The organism is Streptomyces sp. NBC_01485 (genome assembly GCF_036227125.1).
Classification (GTDB): domain Bacteria; phylum Actinomycetota; class Actinomycetes; order Streptomycetales; family Streptomycetaceae; genus Streptomyces.
Genome location: NZ_CP109435.1, coordinates 6,989,771 through 7,012,308, shown reverse-complemented (window position 1 = coordinate 7,012,308; position 22,538 = coordinate 6,989,771). Strand labels below are relative to the sequence as shown.

Annotated in this window: 18 protein-coding genes and 1 pseudogene; 7 read left to right on the top strand and 12 right to left on the bottom strand. The window is 72.2% G+C overall.

What is annotated here, in order from left to right:
* Nucleotides 1-106: 106 nt before the first annotated feature.
* The 3 genes from OG352_RS31800 to OG352_RS31790 all read right to left on the bottom strand — a co-directional run bounded on the left by OG352_RS31800 (nt 107) and on the right by OG352_RS31790 (nt 4,462).
* Nucleotides 107-712, bottom strand: a complete 606-nt coding sequence (locus OG352_RS31800; protein WP_329221659.1) for a GNAT family N-acetyltransferase — start codon at nt 710-712, stop codon at nt 107-109.
* A 21-nt stretch (nt 713-733) separates the two neighbouring features.
* Nucleotides 734-2,728, bottom strand: a complete 1,995-nt coding sequence (locus OG352_RS31795) for an IucA/IucC family protein (protein WP_443072399.1) — start codon at nt 2,726-2,728, stop codon at nt 734-736.
* Nucleotides 2,729-2,800: 72 nt separating this feature from the next.
* A complete protein-coding gene (locus OG352_RS31790) occupies nt 2,801-4,462 on the bottom strand; it encodes a diaminobutyrate--2-oxoglutarate transaminase family protein (RefSeq protein WP_329224037.1) in 1,662 nt (553 codons plus the stop codon).
* 363 nt (nt 4,463-4,825) lie between these two features.
* Here OG352_RS31790 and OG352_RS31785 point away from each other — a divergent pair, with 363 nt between their 5' ends.
* Together OG352_RS31785 and OG352_RS31780 are read left to right on the top strand one after the other, a co-directional pair.
* The gene (locus OG352_RS31785) at nt 4,826-6,049 is read left to right on the top strand and encodes a trypsin-like serine peptidase (protein ID WP_329221657.1); all 1,224 of its coding nucleotides are present in this window, start codon (nt 4,826-4,828) and stop codon (nt 6,047-6,049) included.
* Between the two features lie 178 nt (nt 6,050-6,227).
* Nucleotides 6,228-6,788: pseudogene (locus tag OG352_RS31780) on the top strand (hypothetical protein); the annotation flags it as partial.
* 84 nt (nt 6,789-6,872) lie between these two features.
* On the opposite strand, the gene hflX reads toward OG352_RS31780, so the two are convergent.
* The 6 genes from hflX to miaA all read right to left on the bottom strand — a co-directional run bounded on the left by hflX (nt 6,873) and on the right by miaA (nt 15,142).
* Nucleotides 6,873-8,366, bottom strand: a complete 1,494-nt coding sequence (gene hflX / locus OG352_RS31775) for a GTPase HflX (RefSeq protein WP_329221655.1) — start codon at nt 8,364-8,366, stop codon at nt 6,873-6,875.
* Between the two features lie 137 nt (nt 8,367-8,503).
* Nucleotides 8,504-10,003 (bottom strand): M1 family metallopeptidase, encoded by a 1,500-nt coding sequence (locus tag OG352_RS31770; protein WP_329221654.1) that lies wholly within the window; start codon nt 10,001-10,003, stop codon nt 8,504-8,506.
* 177 nt (nt 10,004-10,180) lie between these two features.
* On the bottom strand, nt 10,181-12,382 hold the full coding sequence (locus OG352_RS31765; protein ID WP_329221653.1) for a RelA/SpoT family protein: 2,202 nt from the start codon (nt 12,380-12,382) through the stop codon (nt 10,181-10,183).
* A gap of 300 nt (nt 12,383-12,682) precedes the next feature.
* Complete coding sequence (gene dapF, locus OG352_RS31760) at nt 12,683-13,552, bottom strand: diaminopimelate epimerase (protein ID WP_329221652.1); 870 nt, start codon at nt 13,550-13,552, stop codon at nt 12,683-12,685.
* A 33-nt stretch (nt 13,553-13,585) separates the two neighbouring features.
* Nucleotides 13,586-14,095: a hypothetical protein gene (locus tag OG352_RS31755; protein ID WP_329224036.1), complete on the bottom strand. Its 510-nt coding sequence runs from the start codon at nt 14,093-14,095 to the stop codon at nt 13,586-13,588.
* 108 nt (nt 14,096-14,203) lie between these two features.
* Nucleotides 14,204-15,142, bottom strand: a complete 939-nt coding sequence (gene miaA / locus OG352_RS31750) for a tRNA (adenosine(37)-N6)-dimethylallyltransferase MiaA (protein WP_329221651.1) — start codon at nt 15,140-15,142, stop codon at nt 14,204-14,206.
* 182 nt (nt 15,143-15,324) lie between these two features.
* On the opposite strand from miaA, the gene OG352_RS31745 reads away from it, so the two are divergent.
* On the top strand, nt 15,325-15,642 hold the full coding sequence (locus tag OG352_RS31745; RefSeq protein ID WP_329221650.1) for a hypothetical protein: 318 nt from the start codon (nt 15,325-15,327) through the stop codon (nt 15,640-15,642).
* Nucleotides 15,643-15,674: 32 nt separating this feature from the next.
* Nucleotides 15,675-15,953 carry an antitoxin gene (locus OG352_RS31740; RefSeq protein ID WP_329221649.1) on the top strand — a complete coding sequence of 93 codons (279 nt, stop codon included), beginning with the start codon at nt 15,675-15,677 and terminating at the stop codon, nt 15,951-15,953.
* Between the two features lie 102 nt (nt 15,954-16,055).
* Here OG352_RS31740 and OG352_RS31735 read toward each other — a convergent pair whose 3' ends face one another.
* The 3 genes from OG352_RS31735 to OG352_RS31725 all read right to left on the bottom strand — a co-directional run bounded on the left by OG352_RS31735 (nt 16,056) and on the right by OG352_RS31725 (nt 18,897).
* Nucleotides 16,056-16,772, bottom strand: coding sequence for a class III extradiol dioxygenase subunit B-like domain-containing protein (locus tag OG352_RS31735; RefSeq protein WP_329221647.1), 717 nt, complete (start codon nt 16,770-16,772; stop codon nt 16,056-16,058).
* An 88-nt stretch (nt 16,773-16,860) separates the two neighbouring features.
* Nucleotides 16,861-18,390: a tRNA (N6-isopentenyl adenosine(37)-C2)-methylthiotransferase MiaB gene (gene miaB, locus OG352_RS31730; protein WP_329221646.1), complete on the bottom strand. Its 1,530-nt coding sequence runs from the start codon at nt 18,388-18,390 to the stop codon at nt 16,861-16,863.
* An 84-nt stretch (nt 18,391-18,474) separates the two neighbouring features.
* Nucleotides 18,475-18,897: an ATP-binding protein gene (locus OG352_RS31725; protein WP_329221644.1), complete on the bottom strand. Its 423-nt coding sequence runs from the start codon at nt 18,895-18,897 to the stop codon at nt 18,475-18,477.
* Between the two features lie 222 nt (nt 18,898-19,119).
* Between OG352_RS31725 and OG352_RS31720 the strand changes: the two genes are divergently transcribed.
* The 3 genes from OG352_RS31720 to OG352_RS31710 all read left to right on the top strand — a co-directional run bounded on the left by OG352_RS31720 (nt 19,120) and on the right by OG352_RS31710 (nt 22,513).
* On the top strand, nt 19,120-19,605 hold the full coding sequence (locus OG352_RS31720) for a cation:proton antiporter regulatory subunit (protein ID WP_329221642.1): 486 nt from the start codon (nt 19,120-19,122) through the stop codon (nt 19,603-19,605).
* Nucleotides 19,606-19,610: 5 nt separating this feature from the next.
* The gene (locus OG352_RS31715) at nt 19,611-20,834 is read left to right on the top strand and encodes a cation:proton antiporter (protein ID WP_329221641.1); all 1,224 of its coding nucleotides are present in this window, start codon (nt 19,611-19,613) and stop codon (nt 20,832-20,834) included.
* A gap of 218 nt (nt 20,835-21,052) precedes the next feature.
* A complete protein-coding gene (locus OG352_RS31710; RefSeq protein ID WP_329221640.1) occupies nt 21,053-22,513 on the top strand; it encodes a hypothetical protein in 1,461 nt (486 codons plus the stop codon).
* Nucleotides 22,514-22,538: the final 25 nt, after the last annotated feature.

Below are 22,538 nucleotides of genomic sequence, written 5' to 3'. Positions count from 1 at the left end.
GGGATCAAGACGGTGGGTTTCTCGGAGGGGGCGAAAGAGGGGGGCGTCAGCGGGAACCGGACGAGCGCGCGCGACGTTCCAGAAGTGACGGCGTGATTACAGAGCGTCACAAAAGATTGCGCAGGGGCCGGTCCCGGACCATGAGAGCCGCCCGCTTGGTGGGCAGGTCGACCTCGGCGAAGAACCGGAACCCAGCGCTCAGGAAGGTGGCGATGGACGGAATGTTGCGAAGGTCGGGTTCGGCGACGACGCGGGCACACGCAGGTCTCCTGTCGAGGACAAGGTCGGCGACGGCTCTCAGCAGAAGGCTGCCGAGTCCTCGCCCACGGTCGGCGCCACCGCCGATGAGCAGGTGGATCCCGGTGTCGTGCGGCCGGGCCGGATAGTGCCGCGCCAGTGGGTCGAGGTCGGCCCGGTAGATCTCCCAGTAGCTCATGGGCCGCCCCTCCAGCACGCCGAGGCACGGGACGCTGTGCCCGTCGTCGGCGAGTTGACGGCGCAGGTGCCGCCCGGTCACAGGTTCGGGCCCGGCCAGCTCCCAGAACGCCGCGACAGCGGGGTCGTTCATCCACCGGCCGACGAGGGAGAGGTCCCGCTCGATCCTGACGGGGACGAGGCGGAACACGCCCACGGGGGTGGCGGTGGGCCCCCAGTCGCCGATGCCGAGGGCAGGGGCCGGACGGGGGGCGGCGTCGGTCTCGACGGCATGCACGGCGGGCTCCTCTCGGACGGCTCAGGAACGCAGGGGGTTGGCGATGGTCACGTAGACGGACTGGGTGTCCACCGGGCCGACGAGTTCGTCGAGGCCGTGCATCCGGGTGAGCAGGTTGGCCTTGCAGCGCAGGGAGGGCGAGTCGAGGAGACGGGAGGGCAGCGAACTGCGCATACGGGCGGGTCCGGAGGCGGCGTCGGCGAGGAAGCGCCGGAAGGCGGCGAGCAGCAGGCGTTCGTCGGCGAGCCGTTGGGAGCCGAACGCGCCGATGAGTCCGAGCACGTTGTTGATCCCCAGGTAGTAGGCGAAGCGCTCGTCGGTGACCTCGTCGGCGACGAAGGTGTCGCTGCGCTCGCCGATACCAGGCAGTCGGGCTTCGAGGTCCGCGCGGCTGGACTCGCGGAAGTAGTAGCCCTGGTTGTCGCGGTAGCGGCCGCCCATGGGCCAGCCGTCGGGGTCCAGCAGGAGGAGCGTGTTCTGCTGGTGCGCCTCCAGGGCGATGCCCGCCTCACCGTCGAGCCACAGGACGGGCCGGACGACCTGCTCCAGATACCGCAGGAACCACTCGGCGGCGACCGCCCCGGGCCGGCGACCGGTCCGTACGGAGAGGCGCCTGACGATCGAGGCCAGCCGGGAGCGGTGGGCGGTACGCGAGTCGGGCCGAGGGGCGACGAGGCCGGCGATGCAGGAGACGTCGTCCGCCGGGGCGAACGGGTTGTGGCGGATCACCACGTCGAGGCCCGTCAGCGGGAGGCCGTCCGCTGCGTCGACCGCGAGCCAGGCCGGATCCCGGACGATGTCGAAGCCCGGGTGGGCCGCCCGCCACCGCTCGGACAGGCCGGCGCGCAGCAGGCGGTGCACCTCGACCCCGCGATGGAGCTCCTTGCGGAGGTTGTCGCGACGGGAGTTGGTGATGCGCAGGCCGAGCGAGAGCTTGAGCATCGCCGGGGCGCCGGACTGGTGGACGGTGCGTACGGAGGAGGTGGGACACCAGGGCGAGCCGTGTGCGCCGAGGTCGCGGAGCAGCCCGGCGTCGAGCAGGGCCGCAACGTCGGGGCGGTGCCGGGCCTCGCTCAGTTGCCAGGGGTGCAACGGCAGGGCGGCGTAGCCGTCGGGCAGTCGCAGGTCGGGGCCGGCGAGTGCGGCGGTCAGCCGCTCGGCGGGGACGGTACGGCCGCTCTCGGTCCAGGCGGAGTCAGTGGCGAGCAGGGAAGGAGCGACAGCCAGCCAGTGGAGGGGGAAGGACCCACGCAACTCGGGTGAGTAGAGCCGTGCTTCAGCGTCCGAGAGACCTTCGCGGCTCTTCGGGGTGGGGTGCAGCGGGTGTCCGAGCAGCAGTGCCTGTTCGGCCGACAGGAACAGGTCCAGGTCGGGTCCGTCGGCCGGGCGTTCGCGGCGCTCGGCGATGAAGTCGGCGGTACGGCGGACCGAGTCGGCGACGCGTGCCACCAGGTCGATGCCGTCGCCGTTCACGGGGGCGGGGCCCGGTTCGGCGGTCGCGGTCGGGCCGGTGGTGACGGCCGTCCCGTTGGTGCCGGTGGTGACGGTGGTGCCGGTGGTGCCGGTGGTGCCGGTGGTGACGGTGCTGCCGTGTGTGGTGGCCGGGGGTGCCTCGCGGGCCAGCAGGGCCGCGACCGTGACGGCGTCCGCGGGTGGGGCTTGCTCGGGAGCGCCGGCCAGGCGCGGGAGGCCGAAGCGATGGCAGCCCGTCGGGGACCAGTAGTGGACGGGGGTGAGCAGGGCGGTGCCGCTGGCGGGCAGCGGCACGTGGAGGGTGCCGTCGCCGGGGGCGGGCAGGTTCGCCTCGCGTACCCAGCAGCGCAGCAGGTTCTCCACGGCCGCGGCCTGGGCCGCCGTGTATGGATCGGGATGGTCCAGGAGATCGGCGGCAGCGGAGTGGTGCGGCGGTTCGGCTTGGGGGGCGTGGGAGGCGTGGGGGGCCTCGCCCTGCTGTCGGGGGACCGGGACCGAAGGCGTGGCGGCGTCGGAGTCGGCGGGCTGAGGGGAGGTGGTCAAGGTCGTTCCTCGTGACGTGGTGGGGCCGGCCGCGAGCAGGCAGTGGCACGGGTTCGGCAGCGGTCGCCCGGGCTACCCCGCCCGGTCAGCGGGGTCACCCTGGCGCGGGACCGGCCCAGGCGGCCGACGGGTTCGGTCCGGCCGGTTCGACCGGGCGTGGTCCCCGCGACCCGTACCGCCGCCCGTACCGCCGCCCGTACCGCTGACCTGGGCGCGGGACACCGCCGCCAGCGCGTCCGCCAGTCGGTCGAGTACCGCGGCGGCCTGCTCGTCGGTGATGGTCAAGGGGGGAAGCAGCCGTACGACGCTGGCGTGGCGCCCGCCGAGTTCGACGATCAGGCCGCGCCGCAGGCACTCCCGCTGGACGGCGGCGGCCAGCGCGGGGGCGGCAGGGAAGGGGCCGTGCGCAGGTGTCGAGCGCGGTGTCGCGCGGGGCGTGGCGACATCGGCATCGCCGCCAGCACTACCGCCAGCTCCAGCCTCCGCACCAGCACCGTCGGTGAACGCGTCGAACCCGTCACCGGCTTGAGCGGCGACCAGCGGAGCGTCGTTCTCACCGTGCCCGATCCCACCGTGCCCGATCCCCGCGTGCCCGATCTCCCCGTGCCCGCTTCCCCCTTCGGGGTCCACCAGCTCGACCCCGATCATCAGCCCGCGCCCCCGCACGTCGCCCATGCAGGGGAAGTCCTGGGCGAGGCTGCGGAGTCGGCCCAGCATGCGGGCGCCCAGCGTGGCCGCGCGTTCGGCGAGGCCGTTCTCGCGGACGTAGGCGAGGGTGGCCGTGCCGGCGGCCATGGCGAGTTGGTTGCCGCGGAACGTGCCCGCGTGGGCGCCGGGTTCCCAGACGTCGAGGTCGTCGCGGTAGACGACGACGGCGAGCGGCAGGCTGCCCCCGATGGCCTTGGACAGGACCATCACGTCAGGGGTGACCCCACTGTGCTCCACCGCCCAGAAGGCACCGGTGCGGCCGACGCCCGTCTGGACCTCGTCGGCGATCAGCGGGATCGAGCGGTCGGCCGTGATCTGCCGCATACGGCGCATCCAGGCGTCCGGCGCGGGGATGACACCGCCCTCGCCCTGGACGGGTTCGAGGATCATCCCGGCGGGCCGGCGTACGCCCGACTTGGGATCGTCGAGGACGGACTCGGTCCAGCGGGCGGCGAGTTCGGCGCCGCGTTCGCCGCCGACGCCGAACGGACAGCGGTAGTCCTGCGGATAGGGCAGGCGGGCCACCCGTACGTCGAAGGCGCCGCCGGACGCTTCGAGGGAGCCGGCCGTCATCCCGTGGTAGGCGCCGGTGAAGGCCAGGACGCCGGTGCGGCCGGTGGCGGCGCGGACCAGTTTGAGGGCGGCCTCCACGGCGTCCGTGCCGGCCGGTCCGCAGAACTGCACGCGTGCGTGGTCGGCGAGACCGGGCGGCAGGGTGCGGAACAGTTCGGTGATGAAGGCGTCCTTGACGGGGGTGGCGAGATCGAGGACGTGCAGCGGCGCGCCCGAGTCGAGGACCTTGCGGATGGCCTCCAGCACGACGGGGTGGTTGTGGCCGAGCGCGAGGGTGCCGGCGCCCGAGAGGCAGTCGAGGTAGCGGCGGCCGTCCGCGCCCTCGATGGTCAGCCCGCGTGCCCGTACCGGCACGATCGGGAGGGCACGCGCGTATGTGCGCGCCGCCGACTCGCGTGCCGACTGACGCCGCAGGATGCCCTCGTGCGCCGGTCGCTCGCCCGGCGACTTCAGAACGGCAGCGGTTCCTGCGGGGGAAGTTCCGGTGGCACGCCCCGAGGGGGTCTCCTCGGGCACTGGTTCGGTCACGGCCACGGCTCCCCGTCCTCCCGCAGTTCAGGAGTCCGGGCGCGGACAGCGGACTCCCCACCGCTACCAACCCCGGGCGGTCTTCCTGGTTACGGGTTGCCTCAAGATCGTTGCTGTGACCGAACAGTTGCCGTTCCGCCAGAAGTCCCCCACGGCGACGGCATATCGTGTGGTGGCATCGCACCAGGCCGTGAGACCCGCTTGAACTCGCCATGAGAGCACGATGAGTTCCGCTCCGGGGGAACGGCCGGTGTTTCACGTTCGTTCACAGCAGGGGGAGTTCAGACCATGCGATCCACACGGCCGTCGTTCACCGCTCGTCGGGGGAGGAACGCGCGCCGCAGAAACGCCCCCGTGCTGGGCGCCGTGGCCCTCGCCTCGGTGCTCGCCCTCACCGCGACCGCCTGCGATTCGGGCGACACCAACGCGGACAGCAAGGCCAGCGCGTCGGCGTCGGCCGCCGGCGACGGAAAGATCACCATCCCGGACGACATCAAGGAACAGCTCAAAGAGCACGGCATCGACCTCGACAAGTGGAAGAACGGCGCCTGGAAGAACTGGGACAAGGACGACTGGCTGCGCGAGGCGCAGGACTACGTCAACCCGATCATCAAGGGGCTGTGGGACCCGGAGCGGATGCGGCAGGCCGAGGACCCGGACCGGGGCGTAGACGACAGCGACCTCTCCGGTGACCAGGGTGTGACCGACCCGACGCCGGAGGCGGTGGACGCGAAGGCCGTGCCGACGAAGTACCACGCCAACGCCCCCGAGGCGGGCAAGGTGTTCTTCGACTCCCCCGAGGGCACGATGGTCTGCTCGGCGACGGTCGTTCAGGACCCGGCCCACCCCGGCAAGTCCAACCTGGTGTGGACGGCGGGCCACTGCGTGCACGCCGGCAAGGGCGGCGGCTGGTACCGCAACATCGCGTTCGTGCCGTCGTACAACGACCAGGGACTGTCGGCCGAACAGTTGCAGACGGCCACCAAGGAGCAGGCCGCTCCGTACGGGGTCTGGTGGGGCGACTGGACGAAGACCTCGGACCAGTGGATCGCGCAGGGCGGACAGACCGGCGGCGACGGCGCCTCGTACGACTACGCCGTCATCCATGTGACGCCGGAGGAGGGCGGTTCCGGCAAGTCCCTTGAGGAGACGGTCGGTTCGGCACTGCCGGTGGACTTCAAGGCCCCTGCCGTGCCGAAGGTCAGCAGCATCACCGCGACCGGTTACCCGGCGGCGGCGCCGTACGACGGGCAGAAGCTCTACCAGTGCCAGGACAAGCCGGGGCGGTTCTCGCTCGACTCGGCGGATCCGACGATGTACCGCATCGGCTGCACGATGACCGGCGGTTCGTCGGGCGGCGGCTGGGTCGCGGCCGGGTCGGACGGAAAGCCCGCGCTGGTGTCCAACACCTCGATCGGCCCGGTGGACTCGGGGTGGCTCGCGGGTCCGCGACTGGGTGATGTGGCCAAGGGTGTGTACGACTCGGTGAGCGACAAGTTCGCCGGTCAGTAGCCGGATCGGCGGTGGGGTGCCTGACGGGAACCTCACCGTCCCACCGCCGTTCGTCCCGAATTCCCCGGGCAAAGTGGGGTGTTGCCTGCGGGTGGTCGTGGTGCCGACTCGACACCCCCCTGACAGTCGCATGACATGACGGCCGGACGGTCATGCCTCTTCCCATGCTGCGACGATCCACGACCTCGGCAAGAGCGAGGCGCAGCTCGGCGACGCCACAGCGGCGGAGATCTCCCCCTACGGCAAGTCGTGGGCGGACTGGGCGTCGACCTCGGACGAGTGGATCGCGGGCGGCGCGGAGACGGGCGGCGCGGGTGCCGCCTACGACTACGCCGTCCTGCATGTGACGCTGGAACAGGGCTCCAAGTCGCTGGAGGAGACGGTCGGCGCGGCGCTGGACGTGGACTTCTCCGCGCCGTCCGCGACCGAGGTCGCCTCGATGGGCGCCTGGGGCTGCCCGGCGGCCCCGCCCTGCAACGGGCTGAGGATGTTCAAGTGCCTCGACCGGCCCGGGCGGCTCTCGCTGAACACCTCGCTGCCGGCGATGTACCGCATCGGCTGCACGATGACCGGCGGTTCCTCCGGCGGCGGCTGGTTCCGGGTGCTGGACGGCAGGACCAAGCCGGTCTCCAACACCTCGATCGGCCCGGCCGACGACACCTGGCTGGCGGGCCCGCAGCTCGGCCAGGAGGCCGAGATTCTGTACCAGAACATGAGCAGGACCTACGGCGGCGGGTGAGCCGTACACGCCGAAGGCCCGCCCCCTGCGGACCAGGCAGGGAGCGGGCCTTCGGGCGTTCAGCCGTCAGAGGGCCGCGACGGCTCAGGCGGCCGGCGCCGGTACGTACGGGGCGAGGTCTGCCGCCAGTTCCTCGTGTACCCGCGCCTTGAGCAGGGTGCCCTCCGGGGTGTGCTCCTCGGAGATCACCTCGCCGTCGGAGTGGGCACGGGCGACCAGCTTGCCGTGGGTGTACGGCACGAGCGCCTCGATCTCGACCGACGGCCGCGGCAGCTCGTCGTCGATCAGCGCGAGCAGTTCGGCGATGCCCAGGCCGGTGCGGGCCGAGACCGCGATGGAACGCGTCTCGATCCGCATGAGCCGCTGGAGTGTCAGCGGGTCGGCCGCGTCCGCCTTGTTGATCACGACGATCTCGGGCACGCCGGTGGCGCCGACGTCCCGGATCACCTCGCGCACGGCGGCCAACTGCTCCTCCGGGTTCGGGTGCGAGCCGTCCACCACGTGCAGGATCAGGTCGGACTCGCCGACCTCCTCCATGGTGGAGCGGAACGCCTCGACCAGGTGGTGCGGCAGGTGCCGGACGAAACCGACCGTGTCCGCCAGCGTGTACAGGCGGCCGCTGGGCGTCTCCGCCCGGCGCACGGTCGGGTCCAGGGTCGCGAACAGGGAGTTCTCGACCAGGACGCCCGCGCCCGTGAGGCGGTTGAGCAGGGACGACTTGCCGGCGTTGGTGTAGCCCGCGATGGCGACGGACGGCACCTTGTGGCGCTTGCGTTCCTGGCGCTTGATCTCGCGGCCGGTCTTCATGTCCGCGATCTCCCGGCGCATCTTCGCCATCTTCTCGCGGATCCGCCGCCGGTCCGTCTCGATCTTGGTCTCACCGGGACCACGGGTGGCGAGGCCGCCGCCCTTGCCGCCGCCCATCTGACGGGACAGCGACTGACCCCAGCCGCGCAGCCTCGGCAGCATGTACTGCATCTGCGCGAGCGCGACCTGCGCCTTGCCCTCCCGGGACTTGGCGTGCTGGGCGAAGATGTCGAGGATCAGGGCCGTCCGGTCGATGACCTTGACCTTGACGACGTCCTCGAGGTGGATCAGCTGGCCCGGGCTGAGCTCACCGTCGCAGATGACGGTGTCCGCGCCCGTCTCGAGGACGATGTCCCGCAGTTCTTCGGCCTTGCCGGAGCCGATGTAAGTGGCCGCGTCGGGCTTGTCGCGGCGCTGGATGACACCGTCGAGGACGAGCGCTCCCGCGGTCTCCGCGAGGGCGGCCAGCTCCGCGAGGGAGTTGTCGGCGTCCTGTGCGGTCCCCGTGGTCCAGACGCCGACGAGGACGACCCGCTCCAGACGGAGCTGGCGGTACTCGACCTCGGTGACGTCCTCCAGCTCGGTGGAGAGGCCCGCCACGCGGCGCAGTGCCGCGCGCTCGGAGCGGTCGAACTGGTCGCCGTCCCGCTCTCCGTCGATGTCGTGGCTCCAGGCGACGTCCTCTTCCATCAGGGCATCGGCCCGAAGACCTTCGGGGTAGGCGTGCGCAATGCGCTGGGCGTCCTGGGAAGGGGAAGAAGAGGAGGTCATTGGGTCCTTACGTCGTTGGGGATGCCGATTCGGCGGTCTTCGTCACATTCAACGTACGAGCGCCCCGGGAGATTCCCGGGTCCCGTGCCGCGCCGACCTCACGATGGTCGCACGGTACGGCCCGTCTCGTCATGGTCTTATTTCGCGACCGGCGCCGCCGACTTCCAGTCCGGGTGGCCGGGCATCGGCGGGGTCTTCTCGCCGTACAGCCAGTCCTTGAAGAACCGGGCGAGATCGTGTCCGGAGACGTCCTCGGCGAGGCGCTCGAAGTCGGCCGTGGTCGCCGTGGAGTCCCGGTGGTCGTGCACCCACGCCCGCTCCAGGTGCTCGAACGCGGGCCGGCCGATCTCCTGGCGCAGGGCATAGAGGACTAGGGCCGCGCCGTCGTAGACGTTGGGGCGGAAGATGCTGATCTTCTGGCCGGGCTGGGGCGCCTTGGGCAGCGCCGGCGGCCCGCCAGCGGCGCGCCAGCGGTCGGAGGCGCCGTACGCCGCCTTCATGCGCGCCTCAAGGGTGCGGCCCGCCTTCTCCTGCGCGTACAGCGCCTCGTACCAGGTGGCGTGTCCCTCGTTGAGCCACAGGTCGGACCAGGTGCGCGGGCTGACGCTGTCGCCGAACCACTGGTGCGACAGCTCGTGCACCATGATCGACTCGATGTACCAGGCGGGGTAGCCGGGCTCGGTGAACAGGTCTCTCTCGAAGAGAGAGAGGGTCTGCGTCTCGAGTTCGAACCCGGTGGAGGCCTCGGCCATGAGCACGCCGTACGTCTCGAACGGGTAGGGGCCGACCTTGCCCTCCATCCAGGCGATCTGGTCGGGGGTCTTCTTCAGCCACGGTTCGAGGAGTGCGCGGTCCTTGGTGGGGACGACGTCCCGTACGGGCAGTGCGTGCGGCCCGTTGCGGTGCACGACGGTGGACCGGCCGATGGACACCTGGGCGAGCTCGGTGGCCATGGGGTGCTGGGTGCGGTACGTCCAGGTGGTCGACCGGCCGACCCGGTCGACGCCGGCCGGCAGCCCGTTGGCGACGGCCGTGTAGTCGTTGGGCGCGGTGATCCGGATGGTGAACATCGCCTTGTCGGACGGATGGTCGTTGCACGGGAAGACCAGGTGCGCGGCGTCCGCCTGGTTGGCCATGGCGAGGCCGTCCTTGGTCCTGACCCAGCCGCCGTCCCGGTCGGCGGGGCTCACGGGGTCGCTGGTGTGCCGCACGGTGATCCGCATCCAGCTGCCCCGGGTCAGCGCGTCCTCCGGGGTGACCACCAGGTCGTCGCCGGCACTGGCGAACGCGGCGGGTTCGCCGTCGACCTCGACCGAGTCGACCTTGCCGTGGGCGAAGTCGAGGTTGATCCGGTCCAGGGCGGTCGTGGTCCAGGCGTCGATGGTGGTGACCGCCTGGAGGGGCTTGCCGTTGACGCCGGGATAGGTGAAGGACAGGTCGTAGGACGCGACGTCGTACCCGGGGTTGCCCAGCTCCGGGAAGAGGCGGTCGCCGACGCCGAGCGGGGCAACCGGGGCACTCGCGGCGACCAGGCAGACGGAGACGGCCGAGGCGAGCAGCGCGGACTTCAGCCGACGGGAGGTGCCGGGGCGGGAGGAAGGGGCTCGGGGCGTTCGGGCGCGGGGGGTGAGCAGCATGCACCACGGCTACCAGCGCGCACGGGTGCCGCGTGGGCGACGCGCGCCCGGCCCACCCGAACGAGTTGCTCACGCGCGCGTGGGCAGACGCTCGGGAGCGCGAACCGGCGCGCAACTCACGCCCGCGCGCGTGGGGATGACCCGTGCCGCCGTCCCCTTGGCCCTGTGGCCGATGCCCTACGTCGTCCCTGAGGAGGACGAGGCGTGGTGCTGCGCGCGGTCCACGTCGTACACCCCGGGCACGTTCCGCATGGCGCGGATGAGGGTGGGCAGGTGGGCCGCGTCCGGGAGTTGGACGGTGTACGTGTGGCGTACGCGCTGCTGGGTCGGGGGCTCGACGGTCGCGGAGACGATCTCGGCGCCCTCCAGGGCCATGGCCTCGGTGAGGTCCGCGAGGAGGTGGGGGCGGCCGAACGATTCGGCGACCAGGGTGACCCGGCATCCGGTGGTGTCGCCCCAGCGCACGTCGACCTCGTCGCGCCCCGCGTTCGCCATGCGCGCCACGGCGGCGCACTCCGCGCGGTGCACGGTCACCACTCCCCCGCGCACGGCGAAACCGGTGACCTCGTCGAGCGGTACGGGCGTACAGCACCCGGCGAGCCGGACGCTCGCGTCGGGCCGGTCGACGACGGTGATCGCGGCGCCGGGCCGCGCGGCGGGCGCGTCGGTGGTGGCCGCGTCGGCCGCGGTCCGTGCGGGGGCGGCCCCGGAGCCCTCTTCCGGTACGGGGCTCCCTTCCGGTGCGGAGCCCTCTTCCGGTACGGAGTGCTCGGCCGGGGCCGGGTGCGTCGCCAGCCACCGTTGGATGGCGATCCGGGCGGCGGGGGTGTGGGCGTGCTCCAGCCACTCCCTGGACGGCTCCGAGGCGGGGTCCTGCCCCATGAGGAGCTGGACGGTGTCGCCGTCCCTCAGAACGGTGCTGAGGGTCGCCAGGCGGCCGTTCACGCGGGCGCCGATGCAGGCGTGGGCGTCCTCGCCGTACTGCTCGTACGCGGCGTCGACACAGGTCGCCCCGTCGGGCAGGCCGAGCGTGCCGCCGTCGGGGCGGAAGACGGTGATCTCGCGGTCCTGGGCGAGGTCCTCGCGCAGGGTGGACCAGAAGGTGTCGGGATCGGGTGCGGCCTCCTGCCAGTCGAGGAGGCGGGAGAGCCAGCCGGGCCGGGTGGGGTCGACGCGTTCCCCGTCGGCGGGGGCTCCCTCGCGGGTCTGCTCCTCGGCCGGAGCCGTGTAGGGATTGCCGAGCGCGACGACACCGGCCTCGGCGACCTTGTGCATCTGGTGCGTACGGATGAGGACTTCGGCGACCTGGCCGTCCTCGCGGGCTACCGCGGTGTGCAGCGACTGGTACAGGTTGAACTTCGGGACGGCGATGAAGTCCTTGAACTCCGAGACGACCGGCGTCATGCAGGTGTGCAGTTCACCCAGGACGGCATAGCAGTCTGCGTCCTCGTTCACCAGCACCAGCAGCCGGCCGAAGTCGGCGCCCCGCATACGGCCGCGTTTGCGGGACGCGCGGTGCACGGAGACGAAGTGGCGTGGCCGGATGAGGACTTCGGCCTGGATGCCGGCGTCGCGCAGGACCGTGCGCATCGCCTCGGAGAACTCGGCGAGGGGATCGTCCGCGCGGGAGGCGTTGTCGATGATCAGCTCGCGGGTGTGCTCGTACTCCTCGGGGTGCAGGATCGCGAAGACGAGATCTTCCAGCTCGGTCTTGAGGGCCTGTACGCCGAGGCGTTCGGCGAGCGGGATGAGGATCTCCCGGGTCACCTTGGCGATGCGCTCCTGCTTCTCGGGGCGCATCACGCCCAGGGTGCGCATGTTGTGCAGCCGGTCGGCGAGTTTGATCGACATGACGCGGACGTCGCTGCCGGTGGCGACGAGCATCTTGCGGAAGGTCTCGGGCTCGGCGGCCGCGCCGTAGTCGACCTTCTCCAACTTCGTGACGCCGTCGACCAGATAGCGCACCTCGGCGCCGAACTGCTCGCCGACCTGATCGAGCGTCACCTCGGTGTCCTCGACGGTGTCGTGGAGCAGAGAGGCCGTCAAGGTCGTTGTCTCCGCGCCGAGTTCGGCGAGGATCAGGGTCACGGCGAGCGGGTGGGTGATGTAGGGCTCGCCGCTCTTGCGCATCTGGCCGCGGTGCGAGGACTCGGCCAGCACGTAGGCGCGGTGCAGCGGTTCCAGGTCGGCGTCGGGGTGGTGGGCGCGGTGGGCCTCGACCACATGGCCGATCGCGTCGGGCAGCCGGCCGCGGGAGGCGGGGCCCAGCAGAGCGGCCCGGCCCAGGCGGCGCAGATCGATCCGGGGACGGCTGCGCCTGCGGGGCGCTGCAGGCACTACCGGGCCTGGGGTCGCAGGGTTCGTGGCCTCCGCACTCATGGGCACCTCCGGCTGCGTGGACCGGCGGACGGGGTGTCCCAGGGCGGACACGGCTCAGGGGACTGGTGATCGGTCCCCCGTCCGGGCCGGTGCTTGATGCTACCGAGCCCATCACGCGCGACCGACCGCCTCTCGCCGAGCGTGAAACGGATCACCCATTCGAGCGACAGACGGGAGGTTTACGGTTTTGAGCCGCCAGAGCTGAAGCCGGTCGCGCATTCGATCCCACCACCGGCCCCCGGGGCATGCTCGCCTGCACCTGCGGGCCGTTCCGACCTCCGATGCCAAGCCTCGACGGAATCAGCGGGCGGCGGTTTCCAGCCACTCGGGATCGATCTCTCCTGTGGCGACGATCACTGCGGGCCCGGTCATCTCGATCTCGCCGTCGGGCCGCTCGGTGATCAGCAGGCGTCCGCCGGGGAGGTCGACGGTGTACGTGGCCGGCGTCCCGGTGACCGCCGGGTCGATGCCGTCCCGGCGCGCGGCCGCCACGGCGACGGCGCACGCGCCCGTGCCGCACGAGCGGGTCTCGCCGGACCCGCGCTCGTGCACGCGCAGGGCGACGTGCCGGGGGCCGCGGTCCACGACGAACTCGACGTTGACCCCGTCCGGGTAGGCGGCTGCGGGGCTGAAGGGCGGCGGGGCGAACAGGTCGCCCGCGTGGGCGAGGTCGTCCACGAAGGCGACGGCGTGCGGGTTGCCCATGTTGACGTTCCGCGCGGGCCAGCTGCGCTCACCGACGCGCACCGTGACGTCCCCTTCGGGGAGGCGGGCCTTGCCCATGCCGACGGTGACGTCCCCGTCCTTGGCGATGTGCACGCTCTTGACGCCCCCGCGCGTGGCGACGGCGAGGTCCCCCTCGGTGATGAGCCCGGCCCGCTGGAGGTAGCGGGCGAAGACGCGGACGCCGTTGCCGCACATCTCGGCGACGGAGCCGTCACCGTTGCGGTAGTCCATGAACCACTCCGCCTCGGCCGCCATGCCCTTCGCCTCGGGGTGCGCGGCGGACCGCACGACGTGCAGCAGACCGTCACCGCCGATGCCCGCGCGACGGTCGCACAGGGCGGCGACGACGGCCGGGGGAAAGTCGATGGTGTTGTCGGGGTCCGGGACGATCACGAAGTCGTTCTCGGTGCCGTGCCCCTTGAGGAAGGCGATCCGCGTGCTCATTCCCCGATCGTACGGGGTGGGCGCGCGGGGCGGTCAGCGCAGCCGGGCGACCCGCCAGACGGCCAGGGCCACCACCGCCGCGACCATCACGAGGTAGGCGAGGGCGACCCGCCAGTCGGGTCGGCGCCCGGAGCCGCGCTCGGGCAGGCCGGGCCACGTGTAACCGACGCGGCGGGCGGCCGTCATTCCCCAGCCGGCCGCGCAGAAGCAGATCAGCAGGCCGAGCATGGCGATCATGGCCCCGCTGTCGCCGAAGTCGAAGGCGAGCGGGAAGGCGAACATCAGGGAGCCGAGCGCGGCGAGGCACACGGTGGGCGCGAGCTGCCAGATCCGCAGCCGGCGCTGCGGGCGCAGCTCGACCTCGACCTCGGGGCCGCCCGCGAACATCTCCTCGGGCTCGGGACCGTCGTCGGTCACGCCGCCCTGGGTGTCGTCCACGTCCGGGCCGTCGGGGCTCAGACGGCTCTCCTCGGGCTCCGGTTCACCACGCCCGGTGGTGCGGTGCTCCGTGCCTTGTGCGGTGTCGCGAGGGCCGGCCTCCATCGCCACGCGCCCTCCCAACTCGGACTCCACTTGCTCGATCGAAGCTCGATGATGGCACGGCACCGGAGAACCGGATGACGGCCTGGGCGTCCCGATGCCATGACGTGATCAGGCTGTGACCGGTCGTTCCACCAACGCCAGCGCGAGCTCCGGAAGTTCTCCGAGATCAGCCGCGGCCCCGCTCAACCAGTGCACCCGCGGATCGCGCCTGAACCACGAATCCTGACGGCGCGCGAAGCGCTTGGTGGCACGCACGGTCTCGGCGCGCGCCACGTCCTCGGTGCACTCGCCGGTCAGAGCCCTGAGGATCTGCTGGTAGCCGAGCGCGCGCGAAGCCGTACGCCCTTCGCGCAGGCCTTGCGCCTCCAGCGCGCGGACCTCGTCCACGAGCCCTGCGTCCCACATCCGGTCGACGCGGCGGGCGATGCGCTCGTCGAGTTCGGGGCGCGCCACGTCGACCCCGATCTGGACGGTGTCGTAGACGGAGTCGTGGCCGGGCAGGTTGGCGGTGAAGGGCTTGCCGGTGATCTCGATCACCTCGAGGGCCCGGACGATCCGGCGGCCGTTGCCGGGCAGGATCGCGTGCGCCGCCTCGGGGTCGGCGGCGGCCAGCCGGGCGTGCAGTGCGCCTGATCCGCGCAGCGTGAGCTCCTCCTCGAGCCGGGCGCGGACCTCGGGGTCGGTGCCGGGGAACTCCAGGTTGTCGACGGCGCCGCGGACGTACAGCCCGGAGCCGCCGACGAGAACCGGCCAGCGGCCCTCGGCGAGCAGGGCGTCGATCCGGGCGCGCGCCATCCTCTGGTACTCGGCCACGGAGGCGGTGACCGTGACGTCCCAGACGTCCAGGAGGTGGTGCGGGACGCCGCCGCGTTCCTCGGGCGTCAGTTTGGCGGTGCCGATGTCCATCCCTCGGTAGAGCTGCATGGAGTCGGCGTTGACGACCTCGCCGCCGAGCCGTTGGGCCAGGAAGACGCCCAGATCGGACTTTCCGGCCGCGGTCGGTCCGACGACGGCGATGACGCGGGGGGTGGGGGGTGGGCTGCTCACGGCACCAGTCTCGCAAACGTCGACCCCCACCCTCGAACGAGTTACGTGACGGTGCCGCTCCGACGTCGTTGCCCGTTGCGAGATTCCCGTCACCCTGCGCAGGGGCGGCGATCCCCGGTGGCGCAATCGGACGCACCGGCCGACGCGGGATTTCGCCCGCACGAGTACCGTATGGAGTGGATATGAGCGTTTTGGCGCGACTTTTCCGGAGGTCCAAGGTCACGGAGGAGCCGGCGACGGAGGAGACGACGATCGCCGCCGAGGCATCGGCCGGTACGCCGGAGGACGGCGCCGAGGTGGAACAGGTGGACCAGGCAGCGGAGGCCTCGCAGGAGGCGACCGAAGCCGGCGATGCCGCGCAGAAGGAGACGCGGAACGAGACGCGGAAGGCGACGGGGACGGCAACGGAGCCGGCCGCCGCCGACGGCGTCGAGATCCCCCGGCAGCAGTCCGCCGAGGAGGCCGCCGACAGCGACGCCGGCGAGAGCGCCCGCACGTAGGAACCCGCTCGAACCCGCGAGGAAGGTGCCCCATGGGTCTTTTGGACAATTTGAAGGCCAGACTCGCCCCGGCCAAGAGCAAGGTCTCGGACCTCGCGCATCAGCACGGGGACAAGGTCCACCACGGTCTCGACAAGGCCGCGAAGGTCGTCGACGAGAAGACCAAGGGCAAGTACAGCGACAAGATCCAGACGGGCACCGGTAAGGCCAAGGGCGCCATGGACAAGCTCGCGCACAAGGACGGCGACGAGCCCGCGGCGGGCGACGGCGACACGTTCACCCCGCCGAGCCCGCCCCCGCCGGCTTCCTGACCGCGCGTGGATCGGCGGACGGCCGCGGAGCCAAGACGCCCGCGACCGTCCGCCGTTCCGCGCCCCGCGGCCAAGGTCTCCGTCGCCCTCCGGCCAGGACCGCTACGACCAGGTCGCGACCACGTACCCCACGCCGTACGGCGCGTCCTCGTACAGCAGCGCGCCCGTCAGCCCGGCGTCCTCGGCGGCGCCCGCGAGCACCTGCCAGGGCGCCCGGCCCGAAGCCTTGAGTTCGTACGCCAGTCGCGCGTCCAGCGCCCTGAGAGCCGCCACGTCCGCCGTGCCGAGGGCCCGTGCGACCGCCGCGTCGAACGGTGCCGCGCGCTCGTCGAGATAGCCCGGCGCCTTCAGCGTCCGGCACGCACTGGCGTCGCCCATCACCAGCAGCGCCACCCGTCCCGCCGCCGCGCCGATCTCCTGTCCGGCCTCGCCGCAGCGCTCGGCCGTGAGCGGTTCCCCCACGCCGAGTCCCTCGACCGGGGCGGCCGACCACCCGGCCCGCTCCAGCAGCCAGGCGCCGACGGCGAGGGACGGCGGCAGTGCGCGGTCGGACGGCGCGTCCGCGCCGCCGCGGCCCAGCCGTACGGCGAGGTCCACTCCGAAGCCGTGGAACGCGCCCCGCGTGCCCTCCGGGTACGGGCCGCGCCCGGCCTGCCCGGCGGGCCCGACGACCACCAGCCGGTCCGGCCGGGCAGCCGTCAGCACGCCCAGCGCGGCGGAGCAGGCGGTACGCGCCGCGTCCAGCTCGGGAGCGGCGCCCGCGGCCACCTCCGGCACGAGAAGGGGCGGACAGGGGCAGACTGCGGCGGCGACAAGCATGACCGGCAGGGTAGCCCCGTACGAAATCCACGGGCACCCGCCCGGGCGTCGCGTCGGCCGTCAGGCTGTCGCTGCGCCGTGACGGCCGTCAGTCGCGGCCGCAGCCGCTGCCCGTGGCCACCGGGAGCGGTGCGGGCACGCCGATCTTGGGGAGGCCGAGCAGGACGCCGGCCGGCTTCGCCGCCTTCTCCGCGGTGCGCTTCTCCCAGGCGTCCCCCGCGCGCGTGCGGCGCACGTCCAGGGTGGGGCCCTCGGCGAGGAGGTGGTGCGGGGCGGCGTACGTCACCTCGACGGTCACGACGTCGCCGGGGCGCACCTCCTGGTCCGGCTTGGTGAAGTGCACCAGGCGGTTGTCGGGGGCGCGGCCGGAGAGGCGGTGGGTGGCGCCGTCCTTGCGGCCCTCGCCCTCGGCCACCATCAGCTCCAGGGTGCGGCCGACCTGCTTCTTGTTCTCCTCCCAGGAGATCTCCTCCTGAAGGGCGACGAGACGCTCGTAGCGCGCCTGCACGACCTCCTTGGGGATCTGGTCCTCCATGGTCGCGGCCGGGGTGCCGGGCCGCTTGGAGTACTGGAACGTGAACGCCTGCGCGAACCGGGCCTCGCGGACCGCGTGGAGGGTCTCCTCGAAGTCCTCCTCGGTCTCGCCGGGGAAGCCCACGATGATGTCGGTGGTGATCGCCGCGTGCGGGATGGCGGCCCGCACCTTCTCGATGATCCCGAGGTAGCGCTCCTGCCGGTACGACCGGCGCATCGCCTTCAGGACCGTGTCCGAGCCGGACTGGAGGGGCATGTGGAGCTGCGGCATCACGTTGGGCGTCTCGGCCATGGCGGCGATGACGTCGTCGGTGAAGTCGCGCGGGTGCGGGGAGGTGAAGCGGACGCGCTCCAGGCCCTCGATCGCGCCGCACGCGCGCAGCAGCTTGCCGAAGGCCTCGCGGTCGCCGATGTCGGAGCCGTAGGCGTTGACGTTCTGGCCGAGCAGCGTGATCTCGGAGACGCCCTCGCCGACCAGCGCCTCGATCTCGGCGAGGATGTCGCCGGTGCGGCGGTCCTTCTCCTTGCCGCGCAGGGCCGGGACGATGCAGAAGGTGCACGTGTTGTTGCAGCCGACGGAGATCGACACCCAGGCCGCGTAGGCGCTCTCGCGCCGCGTCGGCAGGGTGGAGGGGAACGCCTCGAGCGACTCGGCGATCTCGACCTGGGCCTCTTCCTGCACGCGCGCGCGTTCCAGCAGGACCGGGAGCTTGCCGATGTTGTGCGTGCCGAAGACGACGTCCACCCAGGGCGCCTTCTTCACGATGGTGTCGCGGTCCTTCTGCGCGAGGCAGCCGCCGACCGCGATCTGCATCCCGGGACGCTTCGTCTTCATCGGGGCAAGCCGGCCGAGGTTGCCGTAGAGCCGGTTGTCGGCGTTCTCACGGACCGCGCAGGTGTTGAAGACGACGACGTCCGCGTCGCCGTCCGCCCCTTCGGGGGCGCGCACGTACCCGGCCTCTTCGAGCAGCCCGGACAACCGCTCGGAGTCATGGACGTTCATCTGGCACCCGTAAGTGCGGATTTCGTAGCTCTTGGGGGTGTGAACGTCCACTGCGAGGCTCCGGTCGCTGCTGCTGGTCATGGCTCAAGGGTAGGCGCTCCCCGAAGCACGCCCGCCGCCGCTCCGCGCGCGAGGCCCGGCCGGCGCGCGCCGCCGGGCAGGTCCTCACGGGTCGATGAGGCCCGCGCGGATCGCGTAGCGGGTGAGTTCCAGACGGTCGCGCATGCCGAGTTTCCTCCCCGCCCCCGCGCCCAGGCCGCTGCCGTTGTCCCGGACGAGGAGTTCGACGCCGTCGGCTACCGGGCGCAGGCGGAGTTCGGCGCGGTCGGCGCCGGAGTGGCGGGCGGTGTTGGTGAGGGCTTCCTGGGCCACGCGGTAGAGCACGAGTTCCGTCTCCTCGGTCAGCGGGGCCAGGCCGACGCGCAGCACGACCGCGTTGACCGTCAGCAGCGCGGCCAGACCGGCCACCACGACGAGCACCTCGCCCGGCGGTATGGCCGTGGAGACGGTGACCGGGCCCAGCAGCAGCGCGGCCGCCACGATCAGGGCGACGGCGTCGAGGACGAAGATCCGCCAGAACAGCGACACGCGCGCGGCTCCTCCTCTGCCGACCCTTCCGACCCTTCCGGCGCTTCCGGCGCTTCCGGCACTTCCGGCACTTCCGGCACTTCCCCCTGCGACTCGTACCGCCGTGACCAGCCTCTCCGTCCGACGCCGACCCTGTCCATCCGTCACGACACCCATGTCGCCACCGTACGGGCGGATGGCAGCATGGCAGCTCCGGGCACCCGACCAGCAAGGGGAAGAAACGTGTCTGCTCCACGCCTCCGAACGACGCCGCTGCCAGGCATCGGAGTCCAGTACGACCTCGTGACGCGGGAGCAGCGCCACCTGTCCGTGGTGGCGCACCGCGACGGCACCCGGACCGTCGGCCTGTACCGGGCCGACGACCCCGACTCCTGCGCCCACTCCCTGCGGCTGACCGGCGCCGAGGCGGGCGCGCTGATCGACGCGCTGATGCCGTCCCATCACAGCGCGAGCCTGCTCTACACCACGGACCTGGGGCTGGTCGCCGAGCGCATCGAGGTGGCGGCGGCCTCGCGCTGGAACGGGCGGCTGCTGGGCGACACCCGGATGCGCACGGAGACCGGTGCCTCGATCGTGGCGGTGCTGCGGCGGGCCGAGGCGATTCCGTCGCCGGCGCCGGACTTCCGGCTCGCGGGCGGCGACACCCTCATCGTCATCGGCACCCGCGAAGGCGTGGACGCGGCCGCGGCGATACTCGGACGGGAGTGATACACGTGCACTCCGCAGTCCTGCTGATCGAGTTCGGTTCCGTCATCCTGGGCCTCGGCCTGCTCGGCCGGTTCGCCGCCCGTTTCCAGTTCTCGCCGATCCCGCTGTATCTGCTGGCCGGTCTGGCCTTCGGCAAGGGCGGGCTGCTGCCGCTCGGCGCGAGCGAGGAGTTCATCGCCATCGGCGCCGAGATCGGCGTCATCCTGTTGCTGCTGATGCTCGGCCTGGAGTACACGGCGAGCGATCTGGTCTCCAACCTCAAGGCCCACTATCCGGCCGGGCTCGTCGACTGCGCCCTCAACGCCGTGCCGGGCGCTCTCGCCGCGCTGCTGCTGGGCTGGGGGCCGGTGGCGGCCGTGGTGCTCGCGGGCGTCACCTGGATCTCCTCGTCCGGGGTGATCGCCAAGGTGCTGGGCGACCTGGGCCGGGTCGGCAACCGGGAGACCCCGGTGATCCTCAGCGTGCTGGTCCTCGAGGACCTGGCCATGGCGGTCTACCTGCCCATCGTCACCGCCCTGGTGGCCGGGGTCGGGCTGGCGGCCGGCAGTCTGACCCTGGCGATCGCGCTGGGCGTCGCGGGGCTCGTGCTGTTCGTGGCGGTGCGGCACGGCCGGGTCATCTCCCGTTTCGTGTCGAGCGACGACCCGGAGAAGCTGCTGCTCGTCGTGCTGGGGCTGACGATCCTGGTCGCCGGTGTGGCGCAGCAGCTCCAGGTGTCGGCGGCCGTGGGGGCGTTCCTGGTGGGCATCGCGCTGTCCGGGGAAGCGGCGGAGGGCGCGCACACGCTGCTGAGCCCGCTGCGGGACCTGTTCGCGGCGATCTTCTTCGTCTTCTTCGGGCTGCACACCGACCCGGCGAGCATCCCGCCCGTCCTGCTGCCCGCCCTCGCGCTGGCGGTCGTCACCGCCGCGACGAAGATCGCCACCGGCTACTGGGCGGCCCGGCGGGCCGGGATCTCGGTCAAGGGGCGCTGGCGTGCGGGCGGTGCGCTGGTGGCGCGCGGGGAGTTCTCGATCGTCATCGCCGGACTGGCGGTCACCGCCGGAATCGAGCCGTCCCTGGGACCGCTGGCGACGGCGTACGTGCTGATCCTGGTGGTCCTCGGCCCGCTCACCGCGCGCTGGACGGAGCCGCTGGCGGCTCGGTGGGCGCGCCGCCGGACGGCCCCCGGCGGCGGCACGGCGGAGCCGCTGCCCGAGCCGCGGACCCAGGCGCCGGTGGGTGACTGAGGGCCCCTGAAAGGCACGGCGCGAACTGTGGCGCGCGTCACATCGGAGTGTGGGCGAATCGTGAAGCTCCGGTGTGGCACCCATGGCATGCTCATGGCCATTACCGGCCAGTAGCAACGCATGCCCAGCAGCACCGCATGCCCAGCCGGTTTCCCTTTCGGAACCCCCACCCCTCAGGACCGACCTTGCGCAGACGCACGAGGCATTCCCGTGCCCTCATGCCCGCCATAGCCGCATCCGCCCTCCTCCTCGCCGCGGGCTGCTCCTCTCCCCCGCCACAGGCCGAACCACCCGCCTCACCCTCCGCCCGGCAGACCGAAGCGGACACCTCTGCCTCCTCCGCCGACCGTTCGCTCACCGTGGCCGCCGCTCCCGCGGACACTCCCACCGCAGCGGCCCACCCGGGCAGTTCCGGCGGCGAGGCCCACCGGACCGAGCTCGACGTCGCCTCGTACGACGCCAAGACCCGACGCGCCGTCATCTCCTCCACCGCCTCCTCCCCCTCCTCCTCCAACGACGATCCGGGGACGCCGAGTTCCGCCCCGCCGAACTCGCCGTCCCCCACCTCCCCCGAGGCCTCCGCGTCCTCCGCCTCTCCCGCGTCCCCCTCCGCCAGCACCTCGGCGGCCCCGCACCGCACCGCCGTCGGCGACGTCATCGCCAGCGCTCCCGCGCCCGGTGCGCCGGAAGGGCTGCTCGCCGAGGTCACGAAGGTGATCGGCGAGACGGACAAGGGCACCGAGGTGCAGACCGAGCCCGCCCAGCTCAACGCCCTGCTCCGCAACAAGACCGCGAAGGGCAGCGTGCCGGTCGACCCGGCCGCCTTCGACATCGACACCCTGCTGCCCGACGTCCACGTCTCCTGGAAGCGGACGGGTGACGTGCACGTCGGCCCCAAGGGAGCGACGGTTCCGCTCGGCAGCCTGCGGCTGGACGTGCGCGCCGAGCTGCCGACCGTCGGCAACAAGTCCGCGTCGGCGGCCGCCTCCGTCTCCGGCTTTGTGCAGGTCGCCCCACAGGTCGACTTCCGCTACGGCGGCGAGGGCGCCAAGGCCGCGCCCGCCTCGGCCTACCTGGGCGTGTCCGGCAAGTGGTCCTCGGACTGGTCGCTCAAAGGCCGTGTGAAGGGCTCCGCCACCCCGGTGCGGATCCCCTTCGCCACCCTGCACGCCGATCCGGTGCTCCAGGTCGGGCCCGTGCCCGTCGTGGTCAACCTGGACCTGACCTGCTACGTCCAGATCAGCGGCGACGGCAAGATCACCGTCGACGTGGAGCAGAACCTGAAGGGCGACTTCAAGGCGGGCGGCACCTTCGGCCTGGGCAAGGGCTGGACCCCGGTCAGCTCCTCGAACATGAAGAGCACCCCGGTACACACCTCCGTCACCACCGCGGGCAGCGTGCAGGCGGCCCTCGGCGCCCAGGCCACGGTCGGCCTGTACGGCAGCGTCGGCGTCATAGCCGACCTGGCGCCCTACGTCCGCAGCGAGGGCAACGCCAAGGTCACCGGCACCGGCCCGGTGTTCAGCACCAAGGGTTCCTGGGCCGTGTACGGCGGTGTCGATCTCAGGGGCACCCTGCGGCTCCAGCTGACGATCTTCGGCACGCCCGTGTTCCACCGGGACATCCCGCTCGGGGCGCTGCACCGGGAGTGGAAGCTCGCGGGCGGCGGAAAGTCGTAACCCACCGCCTGAAGGCGTGACCCAC